We start from the raw sequence: 26100 nt of genomic DNA, 5'->3' as shown, positions 1-26100 counted from the left end.
TTAATCAACCATTCAACTGCACACGTATTGACAGTAGTAAAATGAAGACCACCATATCCTATAAAACCAAAGAATACCACATTGACCTTTCGAAGCCGTTAGATATTTCGATTGCAGTTAGGGGTACTAAAGAGAATGTAAATTCTTGGTATATTGATAATCCGAAAATTGAACCACATTGCGACAGTGATTTTGTAGGTAGTATTTCGGCAGGATCAAGTACTAATTTTTATGATATTTGGTTTAATCCGCATTCTCATGGTACACATACGGAATGTGTAGGGCATATATCTAAAGAACATCAATCTATAAACCAGAATTTACATCAGTTTTTCTTTTTAGCTGAGGTTATTACTATAGCTCCTTCAGAAGAGAACGGTGATTTGGTCATTACAAAAAATCAGCTAAAAAAGCTGTTAGAAGATAAAGCCCCTAAAGCTCTTGTAATTCGTACGATGCCGAATTCTGAGACCAAATTAAAGAGGCAATATTCTAATACTAATCCTCCATACATTATAGAGGATGCGATGGAGTATATTCGAGATTTGGGTGTAGAACATCTGTTAATTGATTTGCCATCTGTAGATAAAGAAAAAGATGATGGGCAGTTATTAGCACACAAAGCATTTTGGAATTTTTACGGAGAGGTACGATTAGGCGCAACAATAACGGAATTTATCTATGTAAAGGATGCTATCGCTGATGGAAGCTATTTTTTAAACCTACAAGTAGCCCCATTTGAAAACGATGCTAGCCCTAGTAGACCAGTACTTTATAAAATAGAATAATCATGAAAAACGTATTGAAATTAGAAGAAGTTGCCTTAATGGGTCTGGGTATATTTATGTTCGGCTTATTAGGTTATCAATGGTGGTGGTTACCTGTATTGATTTTAACTCCCGATGTATCGATGTTGGGCTATCTCTTAGGGGCTAAGATTGGTGCGCTGTGTTATAATATATCTCATCATAGGGCTGTAGCTATACTATTGTATTTCGTAGGAGCCTATTTTATGTTGCCCATAGTAGAATTAATAGGTACAATTCTTTTTATACATATAGCCATGGACCGTATCTTTGGCTACGGACTTAAATATGATAAAGGGTTTAAGTTTACTCATTTAGGTGAAATAGGAAAGAAAAATGGATAATGTTTTTGATACGTTTCTTGGCTTAGTTTTAGGTGCTATTGGTACATATTGGGTTTTTACATTTTTTAGAGGAAAGAAAACCAAAGAAATTACTACACACCAGTCTACAGTGCTTTTAGAGAAAATGAAGAGTGTTTGCAAACTCATATCTGTTGAAGGGGAATTTGCTGAAATCTACAAGTATGAGAATGTAAAGGATTTTATGAGTTTGGTAAGCAGTAAGAAAAAAGCATTGATTGTTATTAAGGCAAAGGCCCATATAGGGTATGATCTTAGTAAGTTGATGATGCATGCCGATGAAGATAGAAAACTGATAGTGTTAGATAATTTTCCTCAACCAGAGGTGTTGAGCATAGAACCAGAATTGGAGTTCTATGATATAAAGAGTGGATTTTTCAATTTTTTCGTACCTGAAGATTTAACCAAGTTAAACGCAGAGGCGAAAAAACATATTCGTGAAAAAATACCTGAAAGTGGTTTAATGGATACCGCTCGAAAAGAAGCTTTAGAAACCGTATTGATAATGGAGACAATTGTCGAAACTATAGGGTGGAAGCTAGATTATTCTGCATTAAAAATACCACAACAACAAATAGAAAAATTAGAGAACCAACGTTAAACAATTAAAATTTAAAAATGAAAAACATAATTTGTATTCTTGCAATAACACTAATGACCAGCAGTGTTTTTGGTCAAAATAAAAATGAAATGAAAGAATTCGATTCCAATTTTTCCCATACCGTATTTTTCTGGTTGAAAAATCCTGATAATACAGCAGACCGCGCCGCATTTGAAACCTCTTTAAAGAAGTTCTTAGACAATTCAGGCTATGCGAAGACTAAGTTTATAGGCACGCCACCAAGATCTAGTAGAGATGTTGTTGATGGTTCATTTACCTATTCTCTGATTCTTACTTTTGATTCGGCTGAATCTCAGAAAGAATATCAAGATGAAGCACCTCACAAGCTATTTATTGCGGAATCTGAAAAATTGTGGACTAAAGTAATCGTTTACGATTCTACTAGTATCTAAACGATATGTTCATTTTTCGAGAGGCTGAACCCAAAGATGCCGACCGTATTGCAAATTTGCATGCTCAGAATTGGCAACAGAATTACCGAGGTTCATTTAGTGATGAATTTTTGGATAATGAGGTTTTAGATAATCGATTATCCGTTTGGCAGGAACGTTTCCATAATCCAAAAGAGAATCAGCATATTGTTATTGCTGAAGAAGACGGCGAATTACTAGGTTTTATTTGTGCCTATTTTGGTCATGATACTCAATTTGGAACATTACTTGACAATTTACATGTAAGCTTAAACATCCAAGGTAAAGGGTTAGGTACTCAATTAATGGTTTCGCTTGCAAAAGAAATTCTAAAACGGAACAAGGAAAAGGGTTTTTATTTGTGGGTGTTAGATAGCAATGCAGCTGCAATTTCTTTTTACGATAAATTGGGTGGTGTGGCAGTAGAAATAGTTGAGTCGAGTGAAATAGGTGATAAGCCTTTTTTCAAAATTCGTTATGTATGGAATGATGCCGATGTGTTTTTAACGAGGGTAGTAGCTGGTAAATAAGATTTAAATGAACGTCGAAGAATACCGAGAATATTGCATTTCAAAAAAAGGTGTAACGGAATCTTTTCCTTTCGATGAGGTTACGCTAGTATTTAAAGTCATGGGTAAAATGTTTGCGCTTTGTGGGTTGGATCATGTGCCGTTACGTATCAATTTAAAATGTGATCCTGACAGGGCTATTGAACTTCGTGAAGAACATGATGGTATCATCGAGGGTTGGCATATGAGTAAAAAACATTGGAACACTGTCTACCTAGATAGAGTATCCAATAAACTTGTCATTGAATTAATCGACCACTCTTATGATTTGGTCGTCTCTAAATTCACCAAAAAATTAAAGGCAGAACTCGATGCGTTGCAATAGAGGCGTAGTAAGCTAGGTTTAATTCTTAAAAGGAGTCTGTTTACTCACCCAAAAGTACCATACACTCATTTTCACTTTTTCCTCTTTGTAGATTTTTGGTACTTAATAGTGTATTAAATGCACTGCTTATGAAAAATCACAGAGTACCTCAAGAAGTCAATGCCGGTTCTATGGCAGACATCGCTTTTTTATTATTGATTTTTTTCTTGGTCACCACATCTATAGAAAATGATGCAGGTCTTAATCGTCTCATGCCTCCCGATAATAATGAAGCCATTGCTGATATTAAAGAGCGAAATCTTTTTGAAATCAGTATAAATGACACTGACCAAATAATGGCAAATGGAGATATTATTGAACTTTCAAGTCTAAGGAAAAATGTAATAGCATTTATAGATAACGGTGGGCTACTAGTACAAAGTGAGGAATATTGCGACTATTGCAAAGGAGAAAGACTGGCAGATTTGTCTGAACACCCATCAAAAGCTATTGTATCTATAAAATCGCAAAATAATACAAGCTATCCTGTTTATGTGGCTGTTCAAAACGAGGTTATTGGTGCTTATAACGCCTTACGAAATAGGGAAAGTCTTAGGTTGTTCAATACAACTTATGAAGCCATAAATTATGATTATTACAATGACGGAATCACTAATACTCAAAAAGAAAAATTAAAAGAACGTCTTGAAATTATTAGAGTACTTTATCCGCAAAAAATTCTAGAACCACAAACCGTAAATAACTAAGACCATGATAAAATTCAACAAAAAAAGATCTAGTAGAAGCTTACCTCCTGTATCAACGGCATCCTTACCCGATATCGTTTTTATACTTCTCTTTTTCTTTATGACGATTACTGTTATGAAGAATCAAAACTTATTGGTAGAGAACACCTTGCCAACGGCAACTGAGACCGAGAAGTTGGACAAGAAAGACCGAATCATAGAAATTTATGTGGGTAAGCCTACTAATGATGGGAATGCAAATTTGGGAGAGGAACCTAGAATTCAAATGGATAATAAATTTATTACTGTAGATGAAGTCGGTGATTATGCACTGCAAGCCTTGACATTAATGCCAGAGCATTTAAGAAGAGTTGCAACAGTATCTATAAAGGCAGATGTTGGGGTGAAAATGGGAATCATTGAGGATCTTAAAAATAAACTACGTAAGGTGAATTTGTTGAAAATAAACTATACAACTAATGAAGGTGCTGTTCTCGATAATCTATAGATTTAAATGAAACCTCTTAAAACTATTTTATTTCTAAATTCTTAGAAATTGTAGCGGTGATAATAGATACACTTTAAAACTATTTTCCATTTATAGAAACCATTTTCTAAGGTTATCTTTACAATTCCTAAAATAGTTTGATTTTCATGAAGAATTTAGAGGAGTTTTATACCCAGAAAGTTAAAGGGTTTGATAAGGATATAGATGAATTAAACCAGAAGTTATTTTCATTTAGTGCACTACGCTTAATCATATTTTTAGGAACTGTAGTCGCGGTTTATTTTGCATCGGTCAATGCGAAATATGTAATCGGTGTTTTATGTGTTGGCATTCCCCTTTTTCTATTTTTGGTTACCAAATATTCAAACCTTAAGTATCTAAAATCTAAGAAAGAAGAATTAAAAAAAATCAATTCACTTGAGCTTAAAGTTCTAAAAAGGGATTATTCATTATTACATAATGGTAAAGAATTTGCCGAGGACACCCACTTTTTCAGCCAAGATATAGACCTGTTCGGTGAAGGTTCTTTTTATCAATTTTCTAATCGTACCAAACTAGTTGAGGGCAACCGGTTATTGGCTGATATCTATAAAGAGAATTCGATTTCAGATATAAATTCAAAACAAGATGCAATCTCAGAAATGGGTGAGAAGGTCGATTGGCGTCAAGAATTTTCAGCTATGGCTGCATTGACGAAAACAGAAACTTCTACCCATACTATTGCTACATGGTTAAAAAACTACCAACCTTTTGTGCCAAAAGCCATGAGCTATATTCCTATGGTTTTCTCGGTGATTTCAATTGGTATTTTCATTGCCTATTTCTTAGATCAAATACCTGAATCGTTTTTAATTACTTGGTTGGTTTTAGGTATAATTATAGTTGGGGTATTTACCAAAAAAGTAACTAGTTTAGGGCATAGCGCTACCAAAATGAAATCTACTTTTGACCAGTACAATCAATTATTAGACATGATTGAGGCAACAGATTTCACTTCTGTTTTATTAAAGAAGCAACAGGCAAATATCTTGAGTAAGGGAGAAAAAAACTCAAATGTTCTTAAAAAATTCGCATCGCTACTTAGTAATCTTGATCGCAATAATAACTTGTTGTATCTGATTTTTGCCAATGGTTTCTTTCTACGTTCATTAACTGATTGTTTAGCGATTGAAAAATGGATTAGTAATCATGGTAACGCAGTTGAAAGTTGGTTTGATACCATTGCTTTTTTTGATGCCTATAGCAGCTTAGGAAATTTCGCATTTAACCATCCTTTGTTTTCTTATCCTGAGATTACCAATGATGATGTAGTGTTGAAAGCAAAAAATGCAGGACACCCATTATTAGACCCTGCAAAAAGTGTTTTAAATGATATTACTATTGAAGGTGGGCAGTTTTTTATTATTACTGGAGCTAACATGGCTGGCAAGAGTACTTTTTTAAGAACAGTCTCCTTACAAATTATGATGGCAAATGTTGGGTTGCCTGTCTGTGCTGAAACGGTTAGTTATTCCCCAATAAAATTGATTACAAGTATGCGTACTACTGATTCATTAACCGATGATGAATCATACTTTTTCTCAGAGCTAAAAAGACTTCGATATATCGTAGATGAAATACAGACCGACCGCTATTTTATTGTGTTGGATGAAATTTTAAAAGGAACGAACAGTACGGATAAAGCTCTGGGTTCAAGAAAATTTGTTGAGCGATTGGTGAAAAGTAAATCTACCGGTATAATCGCTACGCATGATTTAAGTTTATGTGAAGTTGCCAATGAATATTCGGCAGTAAAGAACCATTATTTCGATGCGGAAATCATTGATGACGAACTGCATTTCGATTATACTTTTAAAGACGGAATTTGCCAAAATATGAATGCTTCTTTTCTCTTAAAAAAGATGGGTATTATAGAGTAATAGTTAGTAGAAATGAAGATTTTGATAATATTTGAAGTATAAAATTTATAGATGGATTCATTAACCCAAATAGTACTTGGCGCAGCAGTGGGGGAGGTTGTACTTGGTAGAAAAGTCGGGAATAGGGCAATGCTGTATGGTGCCATTGCGGGCACCATTCCTGATTTGGATGTGCTTACACGCTTTTTTATGGATACCGTAACTGCGACTGAATGGCATAGAGGATTCAGTCATTCAATTTTCTTTTCGATACTATTTGCACCAGTTTTTGGTTGGCTAGTTTGGAGGTTGAATAGCAAAGAAGACGCTTCTTGGAAAGATTGGTCTTGGCTTATGTTTTGGGGGCTTTTCACTCATCCTATTTTAGATGCTTTTACTACATGGGGAACACAACTTTTTTGGCCTTTAAAAACCCGTCTTGCCTTTCAAAGCGTATTTGTCATTGACCCCTTATATACTGTGCCTTTTATCATCTTCTTGATTTTGGCACTATTTCAAAATAGAACAGCGCTAGAGCGAAAAAGGTATGTGAAACTTGGGCTAATAATAAGTAGTTCATACTTATTGTTGACATTAGTATTAAAAGGAATCGCTTTCGGAAAATTTGAAAAGGCACTTGAAGTTCAGGGTATAGCTTATAATCAAATGAATACAAGGCCTGCACCTTTTAATACTATTCTTTGGATGGCCAATATCGAAACAGAAGATGCCTACTTAATGGGTAACTACTCTTTTTTTGACTCTAAACCCATTGTGTTTACAGCATACCCAAAAAATCACGAACTATTGGGAAGTTTAAAATCAAAAGATAAGATAAAAAGACTCATACAAATAACCGAAGGTTGGTATACCATTTCAGAAAAAAAGGGCCAGCTCTATTTTAATGACCTAAGATTCGGATTAATTAGTATGGATGAAACTGTTACTCAATTTGCATTCAGTTACAAGCTTGAACCCATTGGTGAAGATATCATCGTTGAAGAAATGCCGAAATTTAAACGGGATGCTAAACATCTTATGGCATCTTTATGGTTACGTATTTGGGGGAATTAAATTATTAAAATGGATATCCAATGGCAAAATTCAATGTCATGTTATTATCAATATTTCCAAAGAAGGGTACATTCCATCTATTGTTTTCAGGTAAGTAAGGTACTCGTAGCGGTGAAGCTAAGTCAAGCCGAATAACAAAATTCTGAATATCTAATCGAAGTCCAAAACCTACCCCAGCCGCAACTTCTTTCAGCCAATCTTTTTCAAACTTGCCATCTGTAAAAAGGTTTTGTGAAAAGCTGCTCGTTAGTTGGTCATCTTCAATATCTGAATAATTACCGGTGAGCCAAACGTTACCAGCGTCAATAAAAAAGGCGCCTTTTAAATATGAGAATAAGGGAAACCGATATTCTACATTGGCTTCTAATTTTAAATTACCAGATTGGTCAAAATAATCAGTTGTTGCATTTTCAGTTTGTGCATTAAAATTACCTGGTCCTAAAGAGCGTATGTTAAACGCTCTTACGCTATAAGGTCCGCCAGAGTAAAACTGTTTTACAAAGGGTAAGGTTTGGCTGTTACCATAAGGTAAGCCCCAACCCGCATAAATACGAGAAACCAAAGTACGCTCTTTTTGCCAGCGCATATAAAAACGAAAATCGGCATCAACCTTGGCATATTGTGCATATTCTGAGCCGAAAATTGTTTTTGAACTACCACTTACAAGATTTAGCATGTTGCCAGCCAAATCAAAATTTGTTGCAAAATAAACAGGATATTCTTTATTAATGTTCGAGACTTCGTCGTAGGTGAAATTATATAAAAGACCAGCAATAAACTGTTGCTCAAAGCTTAAACTTAAGAAGGGGTTATCATCAAGTATAGTTTGAAACTCATCGGTTACATTGGTTAGTCGAGAATAATTTATACTAATGGGGTCTAACTGATGATATACATATTGGTTTTCTTTCCATGTATATCCAAAGGAGCCATTTACTGAATTTAGCGTGAACAATTGGCTTCGTTGAAGAAAGTCTAGCCCTAAAGAAATTTTAGTTTTAGGTACAGCATATTTAAATCTACTTGGTGAAAATGGAATGGACCTAGGTATAATAAGGTCTGCGCTTATACCACCTGCAATACTGCTTAAACTCGAATTATTTCCGCTAGACAACTGAGATTCGTAAGAAAAATTAGCTGAAACACTAAAAGTTTCACCTCCGTTAAAAACATTTCTATTGCTATGGGTCAATAGAATTCCGGGGCCTGTAAATCCGTTAGATTTAGTTATAGCTTGTAATTCGGCTCGTATAGAGCGCTTTGTTAATGGCGCTAAATAGATATTGGCCGCTAAAGAACCACTATCACCATCTGTGGCAGTGGTGTCAAGCTCGGTATATTGAATATTTACATACTTGTAACTCCCTAATGCCGATAACCGGTTGCTAGTTTGTTTTGATATGCTAGCATCATACAAATCGCCTTCATTGAATAGCAAATAAGATTTTAGTAATTCTGGTTTGAAATACAATTCATTTTGAACAAAATCAATACTGTCAACTTGTGTGACATTATTTTTTATCAAAGGCAATGTATCTCCTTCAATGGAGTAATTTGGGTAAACCGTGATAGAATCAATTGTATAGGGGATAGAAGCACGAGCGGGTACATCTTTCTTAAGCCTTAGAAAAAGGTCAAACTTTTTGTTTTTATATTGATTGGTATCTGCTTCAAATATCAAGAGGTCTTCTTGGCTATTGTAATAACCACGTTGTTTAAGTCCGTTGTTTAATCGAACTCTTTCCGCTTTTAATAAATCGAGGTCGAAACGGTCTCCTTTAACTAGTGCCGTTTCGGGTAGCATTTTTTCTATTTCCTTATAAATAGGTAATGAATCTGATTCTAGATTATAATTCTCCAATACATAAGCTTCGGGTAAACTTGCCGAATAATTCACGGAAGCAAATTTGCCGTCAATAGTCGTTTCAGAATCTGAACGACTATAGAAGAAACCATTATTATCTAGTCTATTTAATATCAATTCTTCTACCCGTTCAGTATTTACATCTGAAAAATAAACAGGCTCTTCACCAAATGATTTATTTAAGAATTTGTAGAAGAAGCCAGGTTTTTCACGTTGCGCCTTGTAATGAAAAAATAGGGCGGGTTTCATCCCTAAAAAAGTAGCGTTTGGGCTTGGTTCTATGAGATTGAATAATTCTGTTTTAACCTCTTTAATGTCTTTTAAATCACTTACTGTTTCTAGTTCAAGTTCAGCGCCAGTGTATAATTGTTCTCCTTCGGGTATGTACTTCTCTATACCACATGAATAGATAAGCAAGAAAACCAAACTGAATACTGTTTTATATGTATAGTTGTTATTTTTCAATAGTGTGAAATCAATTATTCTTTACTTTTTCTTTTTCTGCTCTTCTTCTTTTGAAGTTTTTTTTACGATATTTTCTTTTTTCAACGGATTAAATAATTGACTGAATTTATTGAACTCACGGTCAAAAATAAAGGCCACCCCAGTAACGATTAATTGACCATCAATAACGTTCTGATATTCCTGTCTTCTAAACCCTTTTAATCTATAGGTGCCTTCTTCGGTTAACAAATACTCTAAAGTTACATTACCGATTAAAGGTGTTGCAGTATCGCTCGACGAAGCACTACCCTCTACATCTACGGCACTACCTGCGGTAACTATCAATCTATCGTCAAAAAGCTTTTTGCTCGCGTTTATATTCAGCTGTGTACGGCTTTGGGCTGTACCACTTTGATAATCATCAAAGCTATCTAAATCAAAGCCTAGTTCAAAACCGGTTTTACCTAATAGTTTGTTCGAAATGGAAGTTAGTTCACTAGAAAGAACTTTGTTTACATTATTTCGTGCAATAGATATTGCACCCCCAGAACTACCATCACTACCTGTAGTAGGGTAAAATCGATTGAGAGCCAATAATGAAAATACCTGCTTATTCAATTCAGATTCTTGTTGGTTCAGTTGTTGAATGCGGCCATAGACAGCACCACCAAAATTACCTCTAGCATTTTCGGGCATATCCAATGCAAAAGACAGTTCGGGCTGCATAAGTTGACCATCTATATTTAAATAGACCAAAAAGGGTGTAGATTGTTGGTAAGAGCCCGATACGTTACTGTCTTGACCATAACTAATAGAAGACATTAAAGAGGCGGCCGAAGTTTCTATTTCATATATAGCCGTCACATCCATTTTAGCATCATAGGGGTCACCACTCCAAACAATACTACTTCCTTTTTGTAATTTGAATTCTCGACTCACCAAATTATATAAACTGGTTCTGTAAAAACCTGAATTAAGTTCTAACCTGCCCGATAAACGAATATCTTGGTTTGGGTCGATATTTAGGTTGAGGGTTGCATCACCAGAAGCCTGTAATTTATCTTGTGTCTTTTCATCTAATACAATAGTAAATTTAGCTTCATTGCCAATTTCTAAGGTGGTGTTGATATCCATACCAGCGAAGAATGAATTTGACGTCTCACCTTCATTACGTGTCAATATAGCGTCAGTGTTTTCTTTATTTACAAAAATGACAACCCCATCACGTTCTTGTATATCTAATTGGTCTTGTGGCACTAAATAAGTTAGGTCGGTAATATCTCTAACTCTGAGTTTACCATTTATTATGGGTAGTTCTAAATTGCCGCCAACCTTTAAATTAGCACTAATACTTGCGATGCCATATACTAGTTCATCATCACCCTTTTTAGAATCTAACACTCTAAATTTATCGGCCTTTACGGTTAGGTCAAAACCAGGATTGAGCATGTTTTTCGTTATAATTCGGCCATCTAAGGTTAGAGAGCCTTGGTTGACATCATCTATTTTGAAGCTATCTAACGTTATCTCATCTTGATTTATATCTATTGCTTGATTATTAATTACTAAAGCAGTCTTGTAAGAAGATAAGCTTAGTCCAAAATCATTAAAGTTCAGCCTTCCAGAATATTTCGGTTCTGAAAGTGTTCCTCTTAGTAGTAGGCTTCCATCAATATATCCTTTGGCATCTGTAAGTTGTTCCTTGGCAAACCCCTGTATTATACTAGCTTCCAATTTTTGAATATAAAGCTCCATGTTTAGTTCAGCGGAAGTTTCTTTTGCAGTATAATCACCAGTTAAGGTTAAATTTGCCGCGCCATCTTTTAATGCTAAATCAAAGCCATATTCAGACAGTGATTTAGAAGAAGCGTCTAGCGTTAACATGCCTAACGGATTAGATAATACTTGAAAATCTTTGATGTCTATATTGGCCGCCAAACCAGTTGCTGCATACGGATTAAGAATTACAAAATCGCCTTCTACCTTACCTTTGGCCAATGCTTCATCTGGATTGAAAAAACTAAGAAAGGTCTGTAATTGAAAATTTTCGAAAAGTATGCCAATATGGTCCACTTTCATTTTAGGAATCTTGGTAGAAATTTCCAGTTTTTGAGAATTTCTGCTAAGTAAAACATTCTGAAAATCGGCGTAGGATTCTGCAATTACTATATTATTATCTTCAGGTATTTCCCATTGTTTATTGTTGAGTGTCAAATTCTCAGGATAAATATGCAGCTTCAGTGTATCTTTTTGAAATACTAATGAGGATGAAATATGCAATACTTGAACCGTGTCGTTTTTAGAGTTAAAATCTAAAACAAGTTGTTTGTTTTTAAGACTTCCCTCTAAGTAAGTCTGTTTTAAGTGTATCGGGTCATAAATTAATTCCGCTATACCTGCTGAGAATTTAAGGTCAACGGAATCTGCTTTTACAAAAGCATTTAAACTATCGACAGAGCTGCCAGCGTATGCTATATGAGGTACTTTTACTTCGGCTGAGATTAGTTGCGTTCTTGAATTGAAGCTGGCGTCTATATTCAAAGAATCTAAGTCTTTTATTCCATTGAAAAACACTTTCGATAAAACAGGGGTTGGCACTATCGCGAGTGCCAGTTTTGCCTCGATGCTATCTTCTGGCTCAAAGGCTAAAGTGTCATTTGTGAAGTAGTGTTCTATTTGTTTTTTAAGGGCATCTGTAATACGATTGGGTGATGCATTCGATGAAAGTTCCCCATTTAGAAAGTCGCTGCGAATAGAAACATCTGTGATTGAATCTTCAATATGTGCTCTTAACGATACTGTTGAAATTTGATATTGCTCGTTATCGGCAATGGCAATACCATCGTTAATATTAGCCTTAATAGTAAAGTTTGAAGGTGTTCCCGTATAAGCTCCGTCTATGTTGGCTGCAACTTTAATGTTATTCTTTGTAAATCCCAACTTTTGCAAATCTGCTCCAATAATATTCGAACTAAAGGTTATGTCATTACTTTCTGATTCTAAAACAAGAGTAGATATGGCATTCATGTTTAAATTAGGATCATTGATATTGGCTGTAACTTTTCCGTTACCATCTTTCATATTACCAGAAACATCAATGGTTTTATAGTTATAACCAGCGTATTGAAATTGTGAAATGACTCCTTCAATATCTGCGTTGATAGTACCTAAAGTTGTTCCCGAACCTGAGCCTTTTAGGCTAAGGGATAATTTGCCCAATTGTTCGTTTTGAAGAAGTTTATTTAACTGCAAACTATCGACCGAAACTGCACCATTAAAACGTATCATTTTACCAAAATTAATCTTGGCATTAATCTGAGCAAATCCTTCAGGAATATTGATGTCCAAATCGGACTTTACCCAAGTTGTTCCTCCAGATAGGCTGCCTGTGGCAACTATGGTTTCTGGAACTGAAATTCCGATTTCTTTTGACGATATTAATTTATAAATATCATTTTTGGTGCTCGAAAAGTTAAGATTGTTCAAGTTGTATTGAAGTGAATCTACATTGGTCAGATTGCTAATTGATCCTTTTGCGGCTAATTTAGTGTTAGGTCCCCATTGTAATTGGGTGTTTAGATTATCAACTTTCTTTAAGTTTCCTTCAGCTTTAAAAAAGCCTGTTATGTTATGTTTTGATAAAGAATCTAAGTATTTATTTTGGGCAAGTTCGGGTGCAAATTTTAGTACATCCCCAAGGTCTAAAATTAGATTTGAAATTGAGGCGGATAAGGTACCGTTCTTCGGATTTTTTATTACCTCCTTCAATGATTTAAACTGAACCATCAATTTTGCATTAGCTGAACTCTGATTCAGATTGAAAGATAAATCTGATAAAGTGGCATTGGTGTCTGTTAAGCCTGCTTTAAAAACCAATTGATTTAATTGAATACCGCTAGGCTCAGAAAATGAAAACCTTGAAACTTGTAGATTTAACTTTTCTGGTTGATATTCAAAATTGTTTGCTAGTAGATGTAATTGTAGAATTTTAAATGCATTTGAATCAAATAGATTTTCTTTTTGTTGGGTGTCGTTTAGCGTATAGGTAAACGAGTTTTTCTGAATTTCTATATTTTTGGCCGCTAAAATGAATTTTGGCCATTCAAAGCTCGTATCTGCGTTGGTGTTCTGTAATGTAGTTTCCTCAGTTGTCAGATTTAGTTTAATGTGCGACTCATTAAATATTAGGTCTTCTGTTTCGTATTGATTTTCGGGAACATTAGCCAAAATATTAGTCAGATTAATTGTTCCTAATTTTAAATCGGTATTGAGGCCATCTGGTTTACTATTGTAATTGACCAAAAGATTAGTTACGCTAAATTCATCGACTTCAATATAGGGCAACAACGTTCTAGTAGTGTCTTCACTCACAGGAAATGGATGTGACTGTAAATAGCTGAATTGTGTGTCATTTAAAGAGAATTCGTCTATCGAGAATTTCATCTTTTCCAAATCAAATTCATTAACATCAACAGCTAGTTTCCCTAAAATAAGTTTTATGTCTGTTCCTAAGTAAGCATCATTATAATTCAACTTCCAATCAGATAAATTCAGATTTCCCAATGAAATTTTCATGGGTTCGGCAGTTGCAGCGCTACTGTCATTGGTAGTCGTAAATGCCTCAATTAGAAAAGAGAAGTTGAAGTCGTCTATCTTATTCGTTCTACTGATGTTTGCAACTACACCATTTGAAATTAGCCCATCTGCCGATAATTGATTCTTAAATAGTACTGGATAAATAGGAATGTCTGCTTGAAGTGATTCAGAATAAAAAAGAGTATCACCTTTTACATCTTCTAGGTATATCTTTTCGGCTTTTAAATCTCCAGAGAAAGTTAAAAATAGATTACCAACCACAACCTTTGTATTCGTCTTATCTGAAATATACTTGGTTACTTTAGAAACAATGAGGTTTTGAGCCCAAGGGGTTCTAATTACCAAAACCAAAATAAAAAATAGGATTAAAACACTGAGAATAATCTTCCCGAAGAGTTTTAGATATTTTTTAATTTTTAAATTTTTCATGGTCATATGGTTAACATTTTAAGCTTGAATAATAACATTCAACTCTGAGCTTTGATAAACTAAGATTTAAGCTGTGCCATAAAACCTGTTGCAATTATAATTAGTAGTATTATTATGATAACCAGGTTGTAAAACCTTCTCTTCTTTTTCTTGGTTTCTTTAAGTGATGCCATAATGTTGCAAAGTTAAGACTACTGTGCTATAATTTTAACTTATTTAGAATTTAGATTATCTACATAGCAATTGAGTTTTTTGATAAAATCACCTCTATTATTAACCATAATATTTTATTCATCGATACTTGTCTTCATTCTAACTACATTAAAGTGGGTTTCAACTATAAGGCATAATTAAACACTAATGAAGAAGATACCTTTGGAGCGTAGAAAATGTTTAACTAATAATTTCACCAAAGTATAATACATATCAAATCCATTAAAAATATGAAAAGATGTTTAGGTTATTTTGAAACAGCAAGTCAAAATGAAATTTATGAGATCAGTAATTTTAATATTACTAGTACAGAGCTTATTTTAGAGGCTATAGATATATAATAATTGTTTAGGTAGTTCCCCCAAATCTTTAAAGGACCAATAGCGATATTGGTCCTTTTTATTTTAGCCCTTTCACCTGTATAACGTGAAAACTATCTGTTTGTAAGCGTAACAATTCTTCTGCTTTTTTCTTTTTGTAGCCATACAATTCTTCTTCCCCTTTTAAATCTTCATAAATTTTTTGGTTAATATCACCATCTGTTGAAACAATTAACTTGCGCTGTGCAACTTTTTGTGCAACCCAAGAAGACAAAATACTTTCTTCTTCTTCTAATTTTATATCATACTCACCTTTTGGGGCTAATAGTTTAGCAATAATCGGAGAAGTCTCAATTGCCAAAAATAATAGGAAAATAAAGAATGATGGCAACCAAGGCAGTTCGTCTAAAGCAGTAATTCTTGCCATTAATCCGTCAAAACCATCAATAATCGGTTGGGAGTTTTTTACGACTTCTGCATACTCGGTATCTAAAGCAGAAATTTCAGTTTCAATACCTATAATTTTTTCAGCATTTGCTGTTTTTAATTCGTTTAATTCGGCCAATGCAGCATCGTGCTTTTCGCGTTTTTCTGCATAAACAGGACCTTTTCCTAATAATTTGGTGCCTGCAGTGCCTTCTGCCTCATTGATGTACACATCGTACAAGGTATTTGTTTCAGACTCTTTGGTTACTATTTCTGATTTTAAGGCATTTATTTCTTGATTTAGTTGCTCAACTTTCGGGGTATATTGTAACGCTAATTGGTCTTTGTTGGCTAAGGTCAATTCATTTTTTTGCTCTAATAAAACCTGATTGATTTCCTTTTCAAATATTTTCATTTCCAGTGGTTTGGAAATCACTATTGCAATTATTATCGCTAATAATATACGTGGAGTAGCTTGAAAGAATTCTTGACTAAAACTATTTCGTTTTTTTATGGTACTAACAATGAATCTATCTAAGTTGAAAATCAGTAGACCCCAAATGAGACCGAAGAATACGGCAGTATAAACATTGTCGAATACCGTAAAAAGTGCATAACTACTGGCAATAAATGCCATAACTGCTGTGAAAAAGACGGTAGCCCCTATACCAGCGTATTTGTTTTGTTCCCCTTTAGAACAGGTGTTTAAAAGTTCGGCATCTGCCCCAGAGCAAAGAATAAAAAATTTTTGTAGCATTTTGATTTGTTTTTGATTGATGATGTTGTGTAATGTGTGAACGTAACTATTTCATTTTTGGTACGCAAAAAGCCCTCGAAAAGAGGGCTTTAACATATGTTTGACGTTATTTTTATTCGATTGTTACAGGGTCTTTTGTAATTCGAACAATTTGCTTGCCGTTTTTGTTGCGCGATTCAATATTCAGCTCTTTGTTATTCTTCAATAAATCAATAGCCTTATCTGAAGAGACAATTTTACCCTCATACATAAAAGTGGCTCCTTTTTTAGCTGCGTTAATAACATAGTCTAAAGGCGAAGGCGGTGTTGGTGGCGCAGGTGGTGGCGGAATTGAAACATCATTTTTATTGGTATAAATTTTAACTTTAGGTTTCTTGTTTGAATAGGGAAGAGTTTCTACATATATATTCTTTTTGTTTTTGACGATTTGAAGCCCTTCCTTGGTGGAAACTTCTTTTCCATTAAAATAAAACTGCGCATCTCTTTTAGCAAGCGATTGCAAGTCTTCCATAAGATTGGGGCTATTCGCAGATTTTTCATCTACGTTGTGCCTATAAACCCTTACATTTTCTACGGCAATAATATCTTGATTTTCTATTACCTCGTCTACGGCAGTTTGAATTATTTCAATTTTCTCTGTTAAAGGTGGTGGTGGAATATCATTTTTCTCACCTTTTTTAACTCTAGGCGCCATTGGTGCTTTTGGAGAGTTTACTACAGAAGGTTCAATTCTTGTTAAGGTGTTGGTGTCATATGGGTCTTGTTCTTCGATTATTCTTTTTATTGTTTTTGCAGCTTCTTCCCTTTTATTTTGTGCTTCTGGAACTTGTGGTGCAGGTGGAGGTTCAGGAAAATCAGGAAAAGGTTGTGCGCTCGCTTTTTGTTCTTCAGACATTAATACATAGATATGTTTTAATTGATCGACATCAGATTTTACTATGCGAATGTTTCCATCTTTGGCCATCATGGTATTATACTTTTTGGCTAAATCGTTATAGGCTGTAATTTGTTTTTTCGTTGCACCTTCCTGATTTGCCTTTGGCAAACATTCAGGAAAAGGTTGCGCTGCCTCTTTTTGAGCCGGACTCATATTACGGTAGATGGTTTCTAATAGGTATAAATCTTTTAAAGGGATGATTCTTTTTTCAATTGGGATGGCATTGTATTTTTTTGCGAGGTTATTGTATTCACTGATTTTATTTGACCGTAAGATTATTTTATTTGTATTCAGAATAACAGTTTCAGGAGTAATTTCTATTTCGTCTTTATAATCTGCAGCATTCATAATATATTCTGAAGTGCAAAATTTTATTTGCTTAATATTTGCTTTTCTAATTTCGGTTGTAATAGAAAACATAAATTCAGATTCTAAGGTATCTTCTGTTAAACCTTCAACACGTACATTTTCAAGTTTAATATTAGGTTGAATTTCTTTTTCTATTGCTACCGCTAAATCTTTTAAAAGAACGGGGGTATTGTGTATTAAAATTTCAGAATTCTTTTTAATATATAATTCAATAATTTGTTCTTTTTCTTTGGTATAATTAAGTTTTAAGGCATTCACATTTTCTAGCTCTTTTTTGATGCCACTTAATAGAGTTTGTTGTTCTTGAGCAGAACCTTCTTTTTGAATCTCAAGTATTTCTTTCTCACTAAAGCCTAGAAGTAAAATGGCGGCTATTGGAATAATAAGAAAGCTTTTAACTAGGGACACTTTTCTTGATGTTTCTTTTTTCATGACAGTAAATCGTTTTTTGATTGATGAATAATTGATGGCATTTGCTAATTGTGGTTCTGCGGCATTTGATGAGAATGCCAATAATATTTTTTGATAGTCGCTTTTTTCTAGTCCGTTGTTTAATACGGCACTATCCGCTAAAAATTCGTGATTTAATTTTATTGATTTTTTAAATAAATAGATAAGTGGGTTAAACCAGAATACTATTTGAAGTATTTCCAGTACTAAAATATCTATGCTGTGCTTTTGTTTTGCGTGAGTTTCTTCATGTAATAAAACAGCAGGCGGTATTTCATTTGCTTCAAATTTCTGTTTGTTTAAAAAGATATAATTGAAAAAGGTGTGTGGTACAATTTGTAGCGATAATAATACCTTTATAATGCTATTTGTCTGCTGCTTAGGATTGTTTTGTATAGTATTTTTAATCTGATAAAGATTCTTAAAGAACTGAAGGCTAAAGAATAACACTCCGAGACCGTATATACTTAGTAGAGACCAATAGGTATAGTCGATAGATTCTATACTAGGTGCGTGGTAAGTTTCTAAACTATAATCTTCTGTTGGCGTAAAGGAAGTCGAAATTGGTTCTATGTAGATTACCTCAGTAAAAACTACGGCTGGTATTACTAAACTAATAACTATTGCAGCCAATAGAAAATAGCGTTTAAAGAAATGCATGCTTTCCTTTTCCAAAAACAATTTGTAAAAGATCAGAAAGATGGCCATACAGGCAGCAGATTTTATAAGGAATAGGATCATGGCTATTTCTTTAGAATTTCACTATCAATTAATTTCTTCAAATCTTCCAATTCGGTTTTGCTCAAATTGGTTTCTTGAGTAAAAAACGAAGCGAACTGACTAGCGCTATCGTTGAAAAAGTTTTTAATGAGTCCGTTTACGTGTTTTGAGAAGTAGTCTTTCTTTTTCACTAGTGGAAAGTATTCTCTACTTCGTCCAAAATTTTTGTAATCAATAAAGCCTTTATCGGTCATACGTTTAAGAAGTGTTGCTACCGTTGTGGTGGCAGGTTTAGGTTCTGGATAAACGTCTAGCAAATCTTTCATAAAAGCTTTTTTCTGTTTCCAGAGAATATTCATTAATTCTTCTTCCGATTTTGACAACTGCATTTTCTACAAGTTTAGAATTTGTTCTACAAACATAGAATAAATATTTTAATTCTACAAACGTAGAGTTTAAATACTTGTTTTTGCCTTAGGGATAGAAGTGAAAAGCCCGCATTCGCCTTTTACGAAGCGTACTTGTAACGAATAGCCCGACCCCAATTCTTTGGGGAAAGGCCCGACCACCCCATGAAAAAGATGTAAGTTTGTTTTTAAAACAACCAATAATGAGTGTATTATCTGATTTGGAAGCACGTAGCGGTTCAACTTGCGAACTTTGTACGGGTACCAATAATTTAGAAGTTTTTGAAGTGGAGCCAGTTACTATAAGTGGAGTTGACTCTAGTATTTTGGCGTGTGAAACGTGCCGCACACAAATTCTAGACCCTGAGCAAATGGATGCTAACCACTGGCGCTGTCTTAATGATAGTATGTGGAGTGAATACGATTCTGTAAAGGTCGTTGCATGGCGTATGTTATCGCGTTTAAAGTCTGAAGGATGGCCTAAAGACCTTTTGGATATGATATATTTGGAGCCAGAGGCTTTAGATTGGGCGAAAGCTACAGGTGAAGGAATGGCAGAAGCCGATAAAATTATTCATATAGATGTGAACGGTGTTATTCTAGAGAACGGAGATAGTGTTGTTCTTATTAAAGATCTTAAAATAAAAGGTTCTAGCCAAGTTGCCAAACAAGGTACTGCGGTTCGTAGAATTTCATTAGACCGTGAAAATGCAGAATTTATTGAAGGTAAAGTAGGACCTACGCTTACTGTTATCATTACCAAGTACGTGAAGAAAATATAAAACGTCTTTGCGAGTAAAACGAAGCAATCTGTTAGTTTGGTAAATGAAACTGACAGATTGCTTCTTCGCTTAAAAGCTCGCAAAGACGTTTATTTTATTTATTCATTTCAGTAAAATACTGATAGAAATATGGAATTGTCTCAATGCCTTTAAAATAGTTCCAAACTCCGAAATGCTCGTTAGGTGAGTGGATAGCATCACTATCCAAACCAAAGCCCATTAGAATTGTTTTACTACCCAATTCTTTCTCAAACAAAGAAACAATAGGAATGCTACCACCACTACGTTGTGGAATAGGTTTTTTGCCAAAGGTAGTTTCATAGGCTTTTGATGCCGCCTGGTACGCAATGGTGTCAATTGGAGTAACATACCCTTGACCGCCATGGTGCGGTTTTACCTTTACGGTTACCCCTTTTGGTGCAATAGATTCAAAATGTGTTTTGAACAATTCCGTAATCTTCTTCCAATCTTGATTGGGTACCAAACGCATTGATATTTTTGCAAATGCCTTGCTTGCAATGACAGTTTTGGCACCTTCACCAATGTATCCGCCCCAAATCCCGTTCACATCTAACGTAGGTCTAATGGAGTTACGTTCATTGGTAGAATAGCCTTTTTCACCGTAAACAGATGCTATATCAAGGGCATTTTGATATTTATCTAAACTAAAGGGAGCTTTTGCCATTTCGGATCTTTCCTCATCGGATAAATCCTCTACGTTATCGTAGAACCCTGGAATCGTGATATGATTGTTCTCGTCATGGAGGCTAGCAATCATCTTCGTCAGAATATTGATAGGGTTTGCCACGGCACCACCATAGAGCCCAGAATGCAGGTCTCGGTTTGGCCCAGTGACTTCAACCTCCACATAACTAAGTCCGCGTAGGCCCGTTGTGATGGAAGGTACATCATTGGCGATCATTCCCGTATCTGAAATCAATATGACATCATTGGCCAATTTCTCTTTGTTTTCGGCCACATAGATACTCAAGTTGTTGCTGCCCACTTCCTCTTCGCCTTCGATCATGAATTTTACATTACAAGGTAACTGGTTGGTCTTCACCATCAATTCCAAAGCCTTTACGTGCATATACATTTGCCCCTTATCGTCGCAGGCACCTCTGGCGTAAATAGCACCTTCTGGATGAAGGCTGGTTTTTTTGATAACGGGCTCAAAGGGCGGTGAGTGCCATAGATCGACGGGATCTGCAGGTTGCACATCATAATGGCCGTATACCAGTACCGTAGGTAAGTTGGTGTCTATTATTTTTTCACCGTAAACAATAGGATACCCTGCAGTTTCATGAATTTCTACAACATCGCAACCGGCTTCTTCAAGTCGTTTTTTTACAGCTTCGGACGTATCCAGCACATCTTGTGTGAACGCAGTATCTGCACTTATGGAAGGTATTTTTAGTAGTTCAATGAGTTCATTTAAAAATCTTTCTTTGTTTTGAGCAATGTAATCAGTAATATGTTTCATAGATTTTTTTGGAAAGTTTTAAATGTACGAAAAAGAAGCTTTTTAAATAATTATGTTCCATAAGGGATAAGAAAAAAATAGTAGTTTACTAACCATGGCCTTTTTTACAGTAAACAAACAAAGCGTGTGCATATTTATTTTGTATATTTAGGATTAGCAGGTTACCCCCCTTCACTTGCATTAACTATACCAACGAACATGCAAATAAACCACAACCGTATCGTTTTAGGCAAAAGCCTTTGTCTAGGCTTTTTTTTCATTTTTTCATTTTTTGCTCAAATTCTTGCCCAGGAGAAAGTGGGTAGACCCTTGATAACTACTTATAAATATCAAGAATATGGTGCCGATCCAATTAGTTGGTGGGGATTGGAGGATGATAATGGGTTCATGTATTTTGCAAATGGGAATGGGGTTTTGCAATTTGATGGGGTGAACTGGGAATTAATTGAAGTGCCCGGTTTCGGTACAAGAAGTTTTGCAAAAGATGATAATGGAAGAATCCATGTTGGTGGTGCGGGTGAATTTGGTTATTTAGCTACTTCGGAATCTGGAACCATGAAGTATGTTTCTTTGATTGACAAAATTCCAGAGGAACACAAGAATTTTGCTGATGTTTGGGAGATTGATTACTATAAGGGAAGAGTTATTTTTAGAACTGAATTCAAACTCTATTGTTGGGACGGTAAATCGATGAAAGTAATTTCATCAGAGAATGGGTATCACGTAGGCAACATAGTAAATGACACCTATTATCTAAGAATATGGGATAGGGGCCTTTGTATTCTCAAAGATGATGATACATTTGAGTTAGTTCCTAATGGGGAACAATTTGCCAGCGAACGTATTTATACCATGCTACCGTATGATGACAAGATGCTCGTTGGTACTAGAACCCAAGGTTTTTTTCTATATGATGGTAAGGAGTTTGTTCCATTCAAAACTGAAATAGACGAACAGGTTAAAGGAGAACTATATCTACCAGGTGCTACCCTGAAAGATGGGCGATATGTATTGAATACCAGAAATGATGGGGCTTATATTATAGACCGTGACGGAAAGTTACTTCAAAAGTTTACTACAGCCAATGGCTTACCCGACGGCACTGTCAACTATGTTTATGTAGATTCTAGGGGGGTATTATGGATGATGCATTTTAATGGAATCTCCAGTGTGAACTTAAATTCAAATTTTACCATTTTGGATTCTAGTATGGGTCTCAAAACCGCTGTATTTACAGCCAATCGCCATAAGAACATCCTTTATTTAAGCAATAATATTGGAGTGGCATATTTCGATGAGGAAACAAATAGCATTATCCAAATTCCCGGGACTTTTGGTCAAGGAGGTAATTTTTTTGAGTTTCGAAATCGGCTATATGTTGGAACCAATGGTATGGGGTATATTGAACTTAAGAATAAGACTTTTAGTTATGTTAGAGAAAGTGTAAATTATGATTTTAGGGCACGAATAACCACACAATCAAAAAAGGATAGCAACCGAATTTTTGTGGAGCACCAGCAGGGTTTAGTAAGTTTGTATTTCAATGAGGAAACCCAGCAGTTTGAGGAAGAATCAAGTACGAATAAGGTAGTATTGGGAGGGGGAACGATTATAGAAAAAGAAGATGGTTCGCTATGGATGGATACAAACCTAGATGCCCAAGTAGTAAAGATTATTCCTAAATATTTTGAGGACAAGTTAGATTTAAATAATTCAGAATTCATTTTATACGGTGAAAAGGAAGGTTTGCCAGATTCTGACATTGGAATTTTTGATAATGAGGGTGAAATAGGTGTATTTGCTAGCAAAGCTAAGGAAACCTATGTACTTAATGAAGCTGCCGATCGGTTTGAAAAAAAGAAGTTTTTTTTTGATAAGTTCATTAACTGGAAGAATCCAGGTTCAGCAACCAAGAGAACTAAAGATGGAAAAATTTGGTTTAACGTTGGATCAGGTGTAATGTTTGCGGAAAAGAATAGTCTTGGGGAATTTAAAATAAATTCAGATGTTTTTAAAGAACTTAAGAACACAAGGATTTACACCATATATCCCGAAGATTCAGAACCAGATGGCTCAAGAGTAGTATGGTTTTCAGGGCCTGATGGGGTTATACGGTATGAAGGTAATCTGGAAAAACCGATTATTCCGGAGTTTCAGGTGGCTATTAGAAAAATGACGATTGCTGGAGATTCATTGGTTTATGGAGGGAATATTGATTTTCCAGAAAAACTGAATATTCCTTTTGATAGGAATTCGGTAACCGTAAACTATGCGGCGCCCTTATTTATAGGTCAAAAAGAAATAAAGTATAGCACTCAATTAAGTGGTCTAGATGACACTTGGTCAGATTGGTCTAAGCAAACTTCACGGGAATACATTAACCTGCCCGCTGGAGATTATACGTTTAAAACAAAAGCCCAGAATATCTACGGGGATATCACCGATGAAACCTCCGTATCTTTTTCAATAATCCCTCCTTGGTACGCTACCTGGTGGGCCTATCTCCTCTACGGCTTGTCTTTTTTAGCGGTAGTATACCTTGTCGTTAAAGCACGAACAAGTATTCTTTTGAACCAACGAAAAATATTGGAAGATACGGTTGCTGAAAGGACCAAGGAGGCAAATCAACGCTTGAAAGAATTGGCAACTGTTAATCAAGTAAGTCAGGCCCTTACTGAAAAATTACAATTAAATGATCTGATCCAATTGGTTGGGGATGAAATGAAAAAATTGTTCAAATCGGATATTACGTATTTGGCCATTCTCGACCCCGAGACCAACATTATTAGCTTTCCATACGAAGATGGAGATGATATGCAACCCATGAGTTACGGGGAAGGATTGACCTCTCAAATTATTAAGACAGGAGAGCCATTATTAATCAATAAGGATGCGGATATTTCTGCGGAATATGATAAAATCGGAGTTAAGCATTCTGGCAAGCTTGCCGTTTCCTATTTGGGCGTCCCTATACCAGTTGAGGATTCGGTTATTGGTGTACTTAGTGTCCAAAGTACCCAGCAAGAAAGTAGGTTTACTGAGGAAGATAAAAAGCTGCTCAAAACAATTGCGATTAACGTTGGTATTGCATTGCATAATGCAGAGCTGTTTGAAGAGGCGAAAGAGGCCAAAGCAAAGGCTGAAGATGCCAATGAAGCAAAAAGCGCCTTTCTTTCAACGGTAAGTCATGAACTGAGAACACCGCTTACCTCTGTATTAGGTTTTGCCAAAATTATCCGTAAACGTTTGGAGGATAAAATATTCCCGGCCGTAGACGTTAGTGATCAAAAGATTAAACGTACCATGAAGCAAGTGAGCGAAAATTTAGATGTGGTGGTCTCAGAAGGGGAACGATTGACCAATCTAATTAATGACGTATTAGATCTTGCTAAAATAGAATCTGGAAAGATGGAGTGGAACATGAGGCCCATTTTTCTTCAAGATGTCATCAATAGGGGAATAGCGGCTACTTCATCCTTATTCGAGCAAAAGGGTTTAAAGCTTAAAAAGAAAATACCGGAAGACCTGCCTATTATAAAAGCAGATGAAGACAAGTTAATTCAAGTGGTCATCAATCTGCTTTCGAATGCCGTGAAATTTACTAAAAAGGGAACGGTAAGCATTGAAGCTTACCAAGAAAAGGGACAGCTAATTTTTGAGGTTCAGGATACCGGGATTGGTATAGCCGATGAAGACAGGCATAAGATTTTTGAGCGCTTTAGACAAGCGGGCGATACGCTAACGGATAAACCCCAAGGAACAGGGTTAGGCCTTCCTATTTGTCGGGAAATTATAGAACATCATGGCGGAATCATTTGGATGAAGAGTGAATTCAATGTGGGGAGTACTTTCTTCTTTTCCTTACCCGTTTTAGGGGAAGCTGCTATACAAGAACCTATACAATTGGATCGGATTCTTAGAAGTCTAAAGAAGCAAATTAGTCACAGTTCAAAGAAAAAGGCAGATGGTAAGCCTACCATATTAGTAGTGGATGACGACACTCCCATACGCTCGTTATTACGCCAAGAACTTACCGATACTGGATATCGAGTGCGTGAAGCGGCCAATGGGAAAGCTGCTTTGGATATGGTACGGTTAGAGAAACCAGACCTTATTATTTTAGATGTCATGATGCCTGAAATTAATGGGTTCGATGTTGCAGCAGTTTTGAAAAATGACCCGGCTACCATGGATATTCCCATTATAATTTTATCCATTGTACAGGATAAGGAGCGTGGTTTTAGAATAGGGGTAGATCGATATTTGACCAAACCTATAGATACGGAAAAATTGTTTCATGCAGTCGATGAATTATTGGAACAAGGGGTTTCAAAAAAGAAAGTATTGGTAGTAGACGAAGATGCGTCAGCGGTAAAAACATTGACGGATGTCTTAAGTGCTAGAGGGTATAAGGTGATGGAAACTACTTCTGAAAATTTATTGGCAACAGCAAGTGAATCAATGCCCGATATAATCATGTTAAATTCTGTTTACAATGGGAATAAAAACTTCATCAAGGATTTAAAAGTTCAAAAGGGTATGGAGAATGTAATGTTCTTTGTTTATGAATAAAAGGGATGTCCCAGCCAATTAAGTTAAAAAAC

The 26100-nt window shown here is 35.4% G+C and carries 18 protein-coding genes; 12 read left to right on the top strand and 6 right to left on the bottom strand.

Annotated features, from left to right (window positions below; genetic code table 11):
- Window positions 1–41: 41 nt before the first annotated feature.
- The 10 genes from B5X55_RS06410 to B5X55_RS06365 all read left to right on the top strand — a co-directional run bounded on the left by B5X55_RS06410 (window position 42) and on the right by B5X55_RS06365 (window position 7299).
- Complete coding sequence (locus B5X55_RS06410; protein ID WP_079511784.1) at window positions 42–788, top strand: cyclase family protein; 747 nt, start codon at window positions 42–44, stop codon at window positions 786–788.
- A 2-nt stretch (window positions 789–790) separates the two neighbouring features.
- Window positions 791–1150, top strand: coding sequence for a DUF4260 domain-containing protein (locus B5X55_RS06405; RefSeq protein WP_079511783.1), 360 nt, complete (start codon window positions 791–793; stop codon window positions 1148–1150).
- Complete coding sequence (locus B5X55_RS06400; RefSeq protein WP_079511782.1) at window positions 1143–1769, top strand: DUF4230 domain-containing protein; 627 nt, start codon at window positions 1143–1145, stop codon at window positions 1767–1769. The genes B5X55_RS06405 and B5X55_RS06400 overlap by 8 nt, the downstream gene beginning before the upstream one ends.
- Window positions 1770–1786: 17 nt before the next feature.
- Window positions 1787–2182: a Dabb family protein gene (locus B5X55_RS06395; protein ID WP_079511781.1), complete on the top strand. Its 396-nt coding sequence runs from the start codon at window positions 1787–1789 to the stop codon at window positions 2180–2182.
- Window positions 2183–2187: 5 nt separating this feature from the next.
- Window positions 2188–2730, top strand: coding sequence for a GNAT family N-acetyltransferase (locus B5X55_RS06390; RefSeq protein WP_079511780.1), 543 nt, complete (start codon window positions 2188–2190; stop codon window positions 2728–2730).
- Window positions 2731–2737: 7 nt separating this feature from the next.
- Window positions 2738–3094: an MmcQ/YjbR family DNA-binding protein gene (locus B5X55_RS06385; protein ID WP_079511779.1), complete on the top strand. Its 357-nt coding sequence runs from the start codon at window positions 2738–2740 to the stop codon at window positions 3092–3094.
- Window positions 3095–3222: 128 nt separating this feature from the next.
- On the top strand, window positions 3223–3840 hold the full coding sequence (locus tag B5X55_RS06380; protein WP_079511778.1) for an ExbD/TolR family protein: 618 nt from the start codon (window positions 3223–3225) through the stop codon (window positions 3838–3840).
- Between the two features lie 4 nt (window positions 3841–3844).
- On the top strand, window positions 3845–4327 hold the full coding sequence (locus B5X55_RS06375; protein WP_079511777.1) for an ExbD/TolR family protein: 483 nt from the start codon (window positions 3845–3847) through the stop codon (window positions 4325–4327).
- Window positions 4328–4473: 146 nt separating this feature from the next.
- Window positions 4474–6246 carry a MutS-related protein gene (locus B5X55_RS06370; protein WP_079511776.1) on the top strand — a complete coding sequence of 591 codons (1773 nt, stop codon included), beginning with the start codon at window positions 4474–4476 and terminating at the stop codon, window positions 6244–6246.
- A 51-nt stretch (window positions 6247–6297) separates the two neighbouring features.
- The gene (locus B5X55_RS06365; RefSeq protein WP_079511775.1) at window positions 6298–7299 is read left to right on the top strand and encodes a metal-dependent hydrolase; all 1002 of its coding nucleotides are present in this window, start codon (window positions 6298–6300) and stop codon (window positions 7297–7299) included.
- Window positions 7300–7303: 4 nt separating this feature from the next.
- Here the strand turns inward: B5X55_RS06365 and tamL are convergent, their stop codons facing one another.
- From tamL to B5X55_RS06340, 5 genes are all read right to left on the bottom strand, one after another.
- The gene (gene tamL, locus B5X55_RS06360) at window positions 7304–9628 is read right to left on the bottom strand and encodes a translocation and assembly module lipoprotein TamL (RefSeq protein WP_079511774.1); all 2325 of its coding nucleotides are present in this window, start codon (window positions 9626–9628) and stop codon (window positions 7304–7306) included.
- Between the two features lie 21 nt (window positions 9629–9649).
- Window positions 9650–14632, bottom strand: a complete 4983-nt coding sequence (locus B5X55_RS06355) for a translocation/assembly module TamB domain-containing protein (protein ID WP_159447528.1) — start codon at window positions 14630–14632, stop codon at window positions 9650–9652.
- Window positions 14633–15244: 612 nt separating this feature from the next.
- Entirely contained in the window at window positions 15245–16348 is a 1104-nt protein-coding gene (locus B5X55_RS06350; protein ID WP_079511772.1) for a DUF4407 domain-containing protein, read from the bottom strand.
- Window positions 16349–16460: 112 nt separating this feature from the next.
- Window positions 16461–18845: a M56 family metallopeptidase gene (locus tag B5X55_RS06345; protein ID WP_079511771.1), complete on the bottom strand. Its 2385-nt coding sequence runs from the start codon at window positions 18843–18845 to the stop codon at window positions 16461–16463.
- A 2-nt stretch (window positions 18846–18847) separates the two neighbouring features.
- A complete protein-coding gene (locus B5X55_RS06340) occupies window positions 18848–19213 on the bottom strand; it encodes a BlaI/MecI/CopY family transcriptional regulator (protein ID WP_079511770.1) in 366 nt (121 codons plus the stop codon).
- A gap of 221 nt (window positions 19214–19434) precedes the next feature.
- On the opposite strand from B5X55_RS06340, the gene B5X55_RS06335 reads away from it, so the two are divergent.
- Window positions 19435–20013: a PhnA domain-containing protein gene (locus B5X55_RS06335; protein ID WP_079511769.1), complete on the top strand. Its 579-nt coding sequence runs from the start codon at window positions 19435–19437 to the stop codon at window positions 20011–20013.
- Between the two features lie 94 nt (window positions 20014–20107).
- On the opposite strand, the gene B5X55_RS06330 is transcribed toward B5X55_RS06335, so the two are convergent.
- Complete coding sequence (locus B5X55_RS06330) at window positions 20108–21496, bottom strand: dipeptidase (protein ID WP_079511768.1); 1389 nt, start codon at window positions 21494–21496, stop codon at window positions 20108–20110.
- A gap of 198 nt (window positions 21497–21694) precedes the next feature.
- On the opposite strand from B5X55_RS06330, the gene B5X55_RS06325 reads away from it, so the two are divergent.
- Window positions 21695–26068, top strand: a complete 4374-nt coding sequence (locus B5X55_RS06325; RefSeq protein ID WP_234999681.1) for a response regulator — start codon at window positions 21695–21697, stop codon at window positions 26066–26068.
- Window positions 26069–26100 lie beyond the last annotated feature (32 nt).

It is taken from the genome of Maribacter arcticus (assembly GCF_900167935.1).
Taxonomy (GTDB): Bacteria; Bacteroidota; Bacteroidia; order Flavobacteriales; family Flavobacteriaceae; genus Maribacter; species Maribacter arcticus.
The sequence above is the reverse complement of the archived record's forward strand: the minus strand, read 5'-3'. Positions and strand labels throughout refer to the sequence as shown.

What these genes read in the sequence shown, in the direction of transcription:
- B5X55_RS06400 (WP_079511782.1), top strand. Translation starts at nt 1,143, where the DNA reads ATGGATAATGTTTTTGATACGTTTCTTGGCTTAGTTTTAGGTGCTATT.
- B5X55_RS06385 (WP_079511779.1), top strand. Translation starts at nt 2,738, where the DNA reads ATGAACGTCGAAGAATACCGAGAATATTGCATTTCAAAAAAAGGTGTA.
- B5X55_RS06390 (WP_079511780.1), top strand. Translation starts at nt 2,188, where the DNA reads ATGTTCATTTTTCGAGAGGCTGAACCCAAAGATGCCGACCGTATTGCA.
- B5X55_RS06345 (WP_079511771.1), bottom strand. Translation starts at nt 18,845, where the DNA reads ATGATCCTATTCCTTATAAAATCTGCTGCCTGTATGGCCATCTTTCTG.
- B5X55_RS06380 (WP_079511778.1), top strand. Translation starts at nt 3,223, where the DNA reads ATGAAAAATCACAGAGTACCTCAAGAAGTCAATGCCGGTTCTATGGCA.
- B5X55_RS06375 (WP_079511777.1), top strand. Translation starts at nt 3,845, where the DNA reads ATGATAAAATTCAACAAAAAAAGATCTAGTAGAAGCTTACCTCCTGTA.
- B5X55_RS06365 (WP_079511775.1), top strand. Translation starts at nt 6,298, where the DNA reads ATGGATTCATTAACCCAAATAGTACTTGGCGCAGCAGTGGGGGAGGTT.
- B5X55_RS06410 (WP_079511784.1), top strand. Translation starts at nt 42, where the DNA reads ATGAAGACCACCATATCCTATAAAACCAAAGAATACCACATTGACCTT.
- B5X55_RS06340 (WP_079511770.1), bottom strand. Translation starts at nt 19,213, where the DNA reads ATGCAGTTGTCAAAATCGGAAGAAGAATTAATGAATATTCTCTGGAAA.
- B5X55_RS06335 (WP_079511769.1), top strand. Translation starts at nt 19,435, where the DNA reads ATGAGTGTATTATCTGATTTGGAAGCACGTAGCGGTTCAACTTGCGAA.
- B5X55_RS06395 (WP_079511781.1), top strand. Translation starts at nt 1,787, where the DNA reads ATGAAAAACATAATTTGTATTCTTGCAATAACACTAATGACCAGCAGT.
- B5X55_RS06370 (WP_079511776.1), top strand. Translation starts at nt 4,474, where the DNA reads ATGAAGAATTTAGAGGAGTTTTATACCCAGAAAGTTAAAGGGTTTGAT.
- B5X55_RS06330 (WP_079511768.1), bottom strand. Translation starts at nt 21,496, where the DNA reads ATGAAACATATTACTGATTACATTGCTCAAAACAAAGAAAGATTTTTA.
- B5X55_RS06350 (WP_079511772.1), bottom strand. Translation starts at nt 16,348, where the DNA reads ATGCTACAAAAATTTTTTATTCTTTGCTCTGGGGCAGATGCCGAACTT.
- B5X55_RS06355 (WP_159447528.1), bottom strand. Translation starts at nt 14,632, where the DNA reads ATGAAAAATTTAAAAATTAAAAAATATCTAAAACTCTTCGGGAAGATT.
- B5X55_RS06405 (WP_079511783.1), top strand. Translation starts at nt 791, where the DNA reads ATGAAAAACGTATTGAAATTAGAAGAAGTTGCCTTAATGGGTCTGGGT.
- B5X55_RS06325 (WP_234999681.1), top strand. Translation starts at nt 21,695, where the DNA reads ATGCAAATAAACCACAACCGTATCGTTTTAGGCAAAAGCCTTTGTCTA.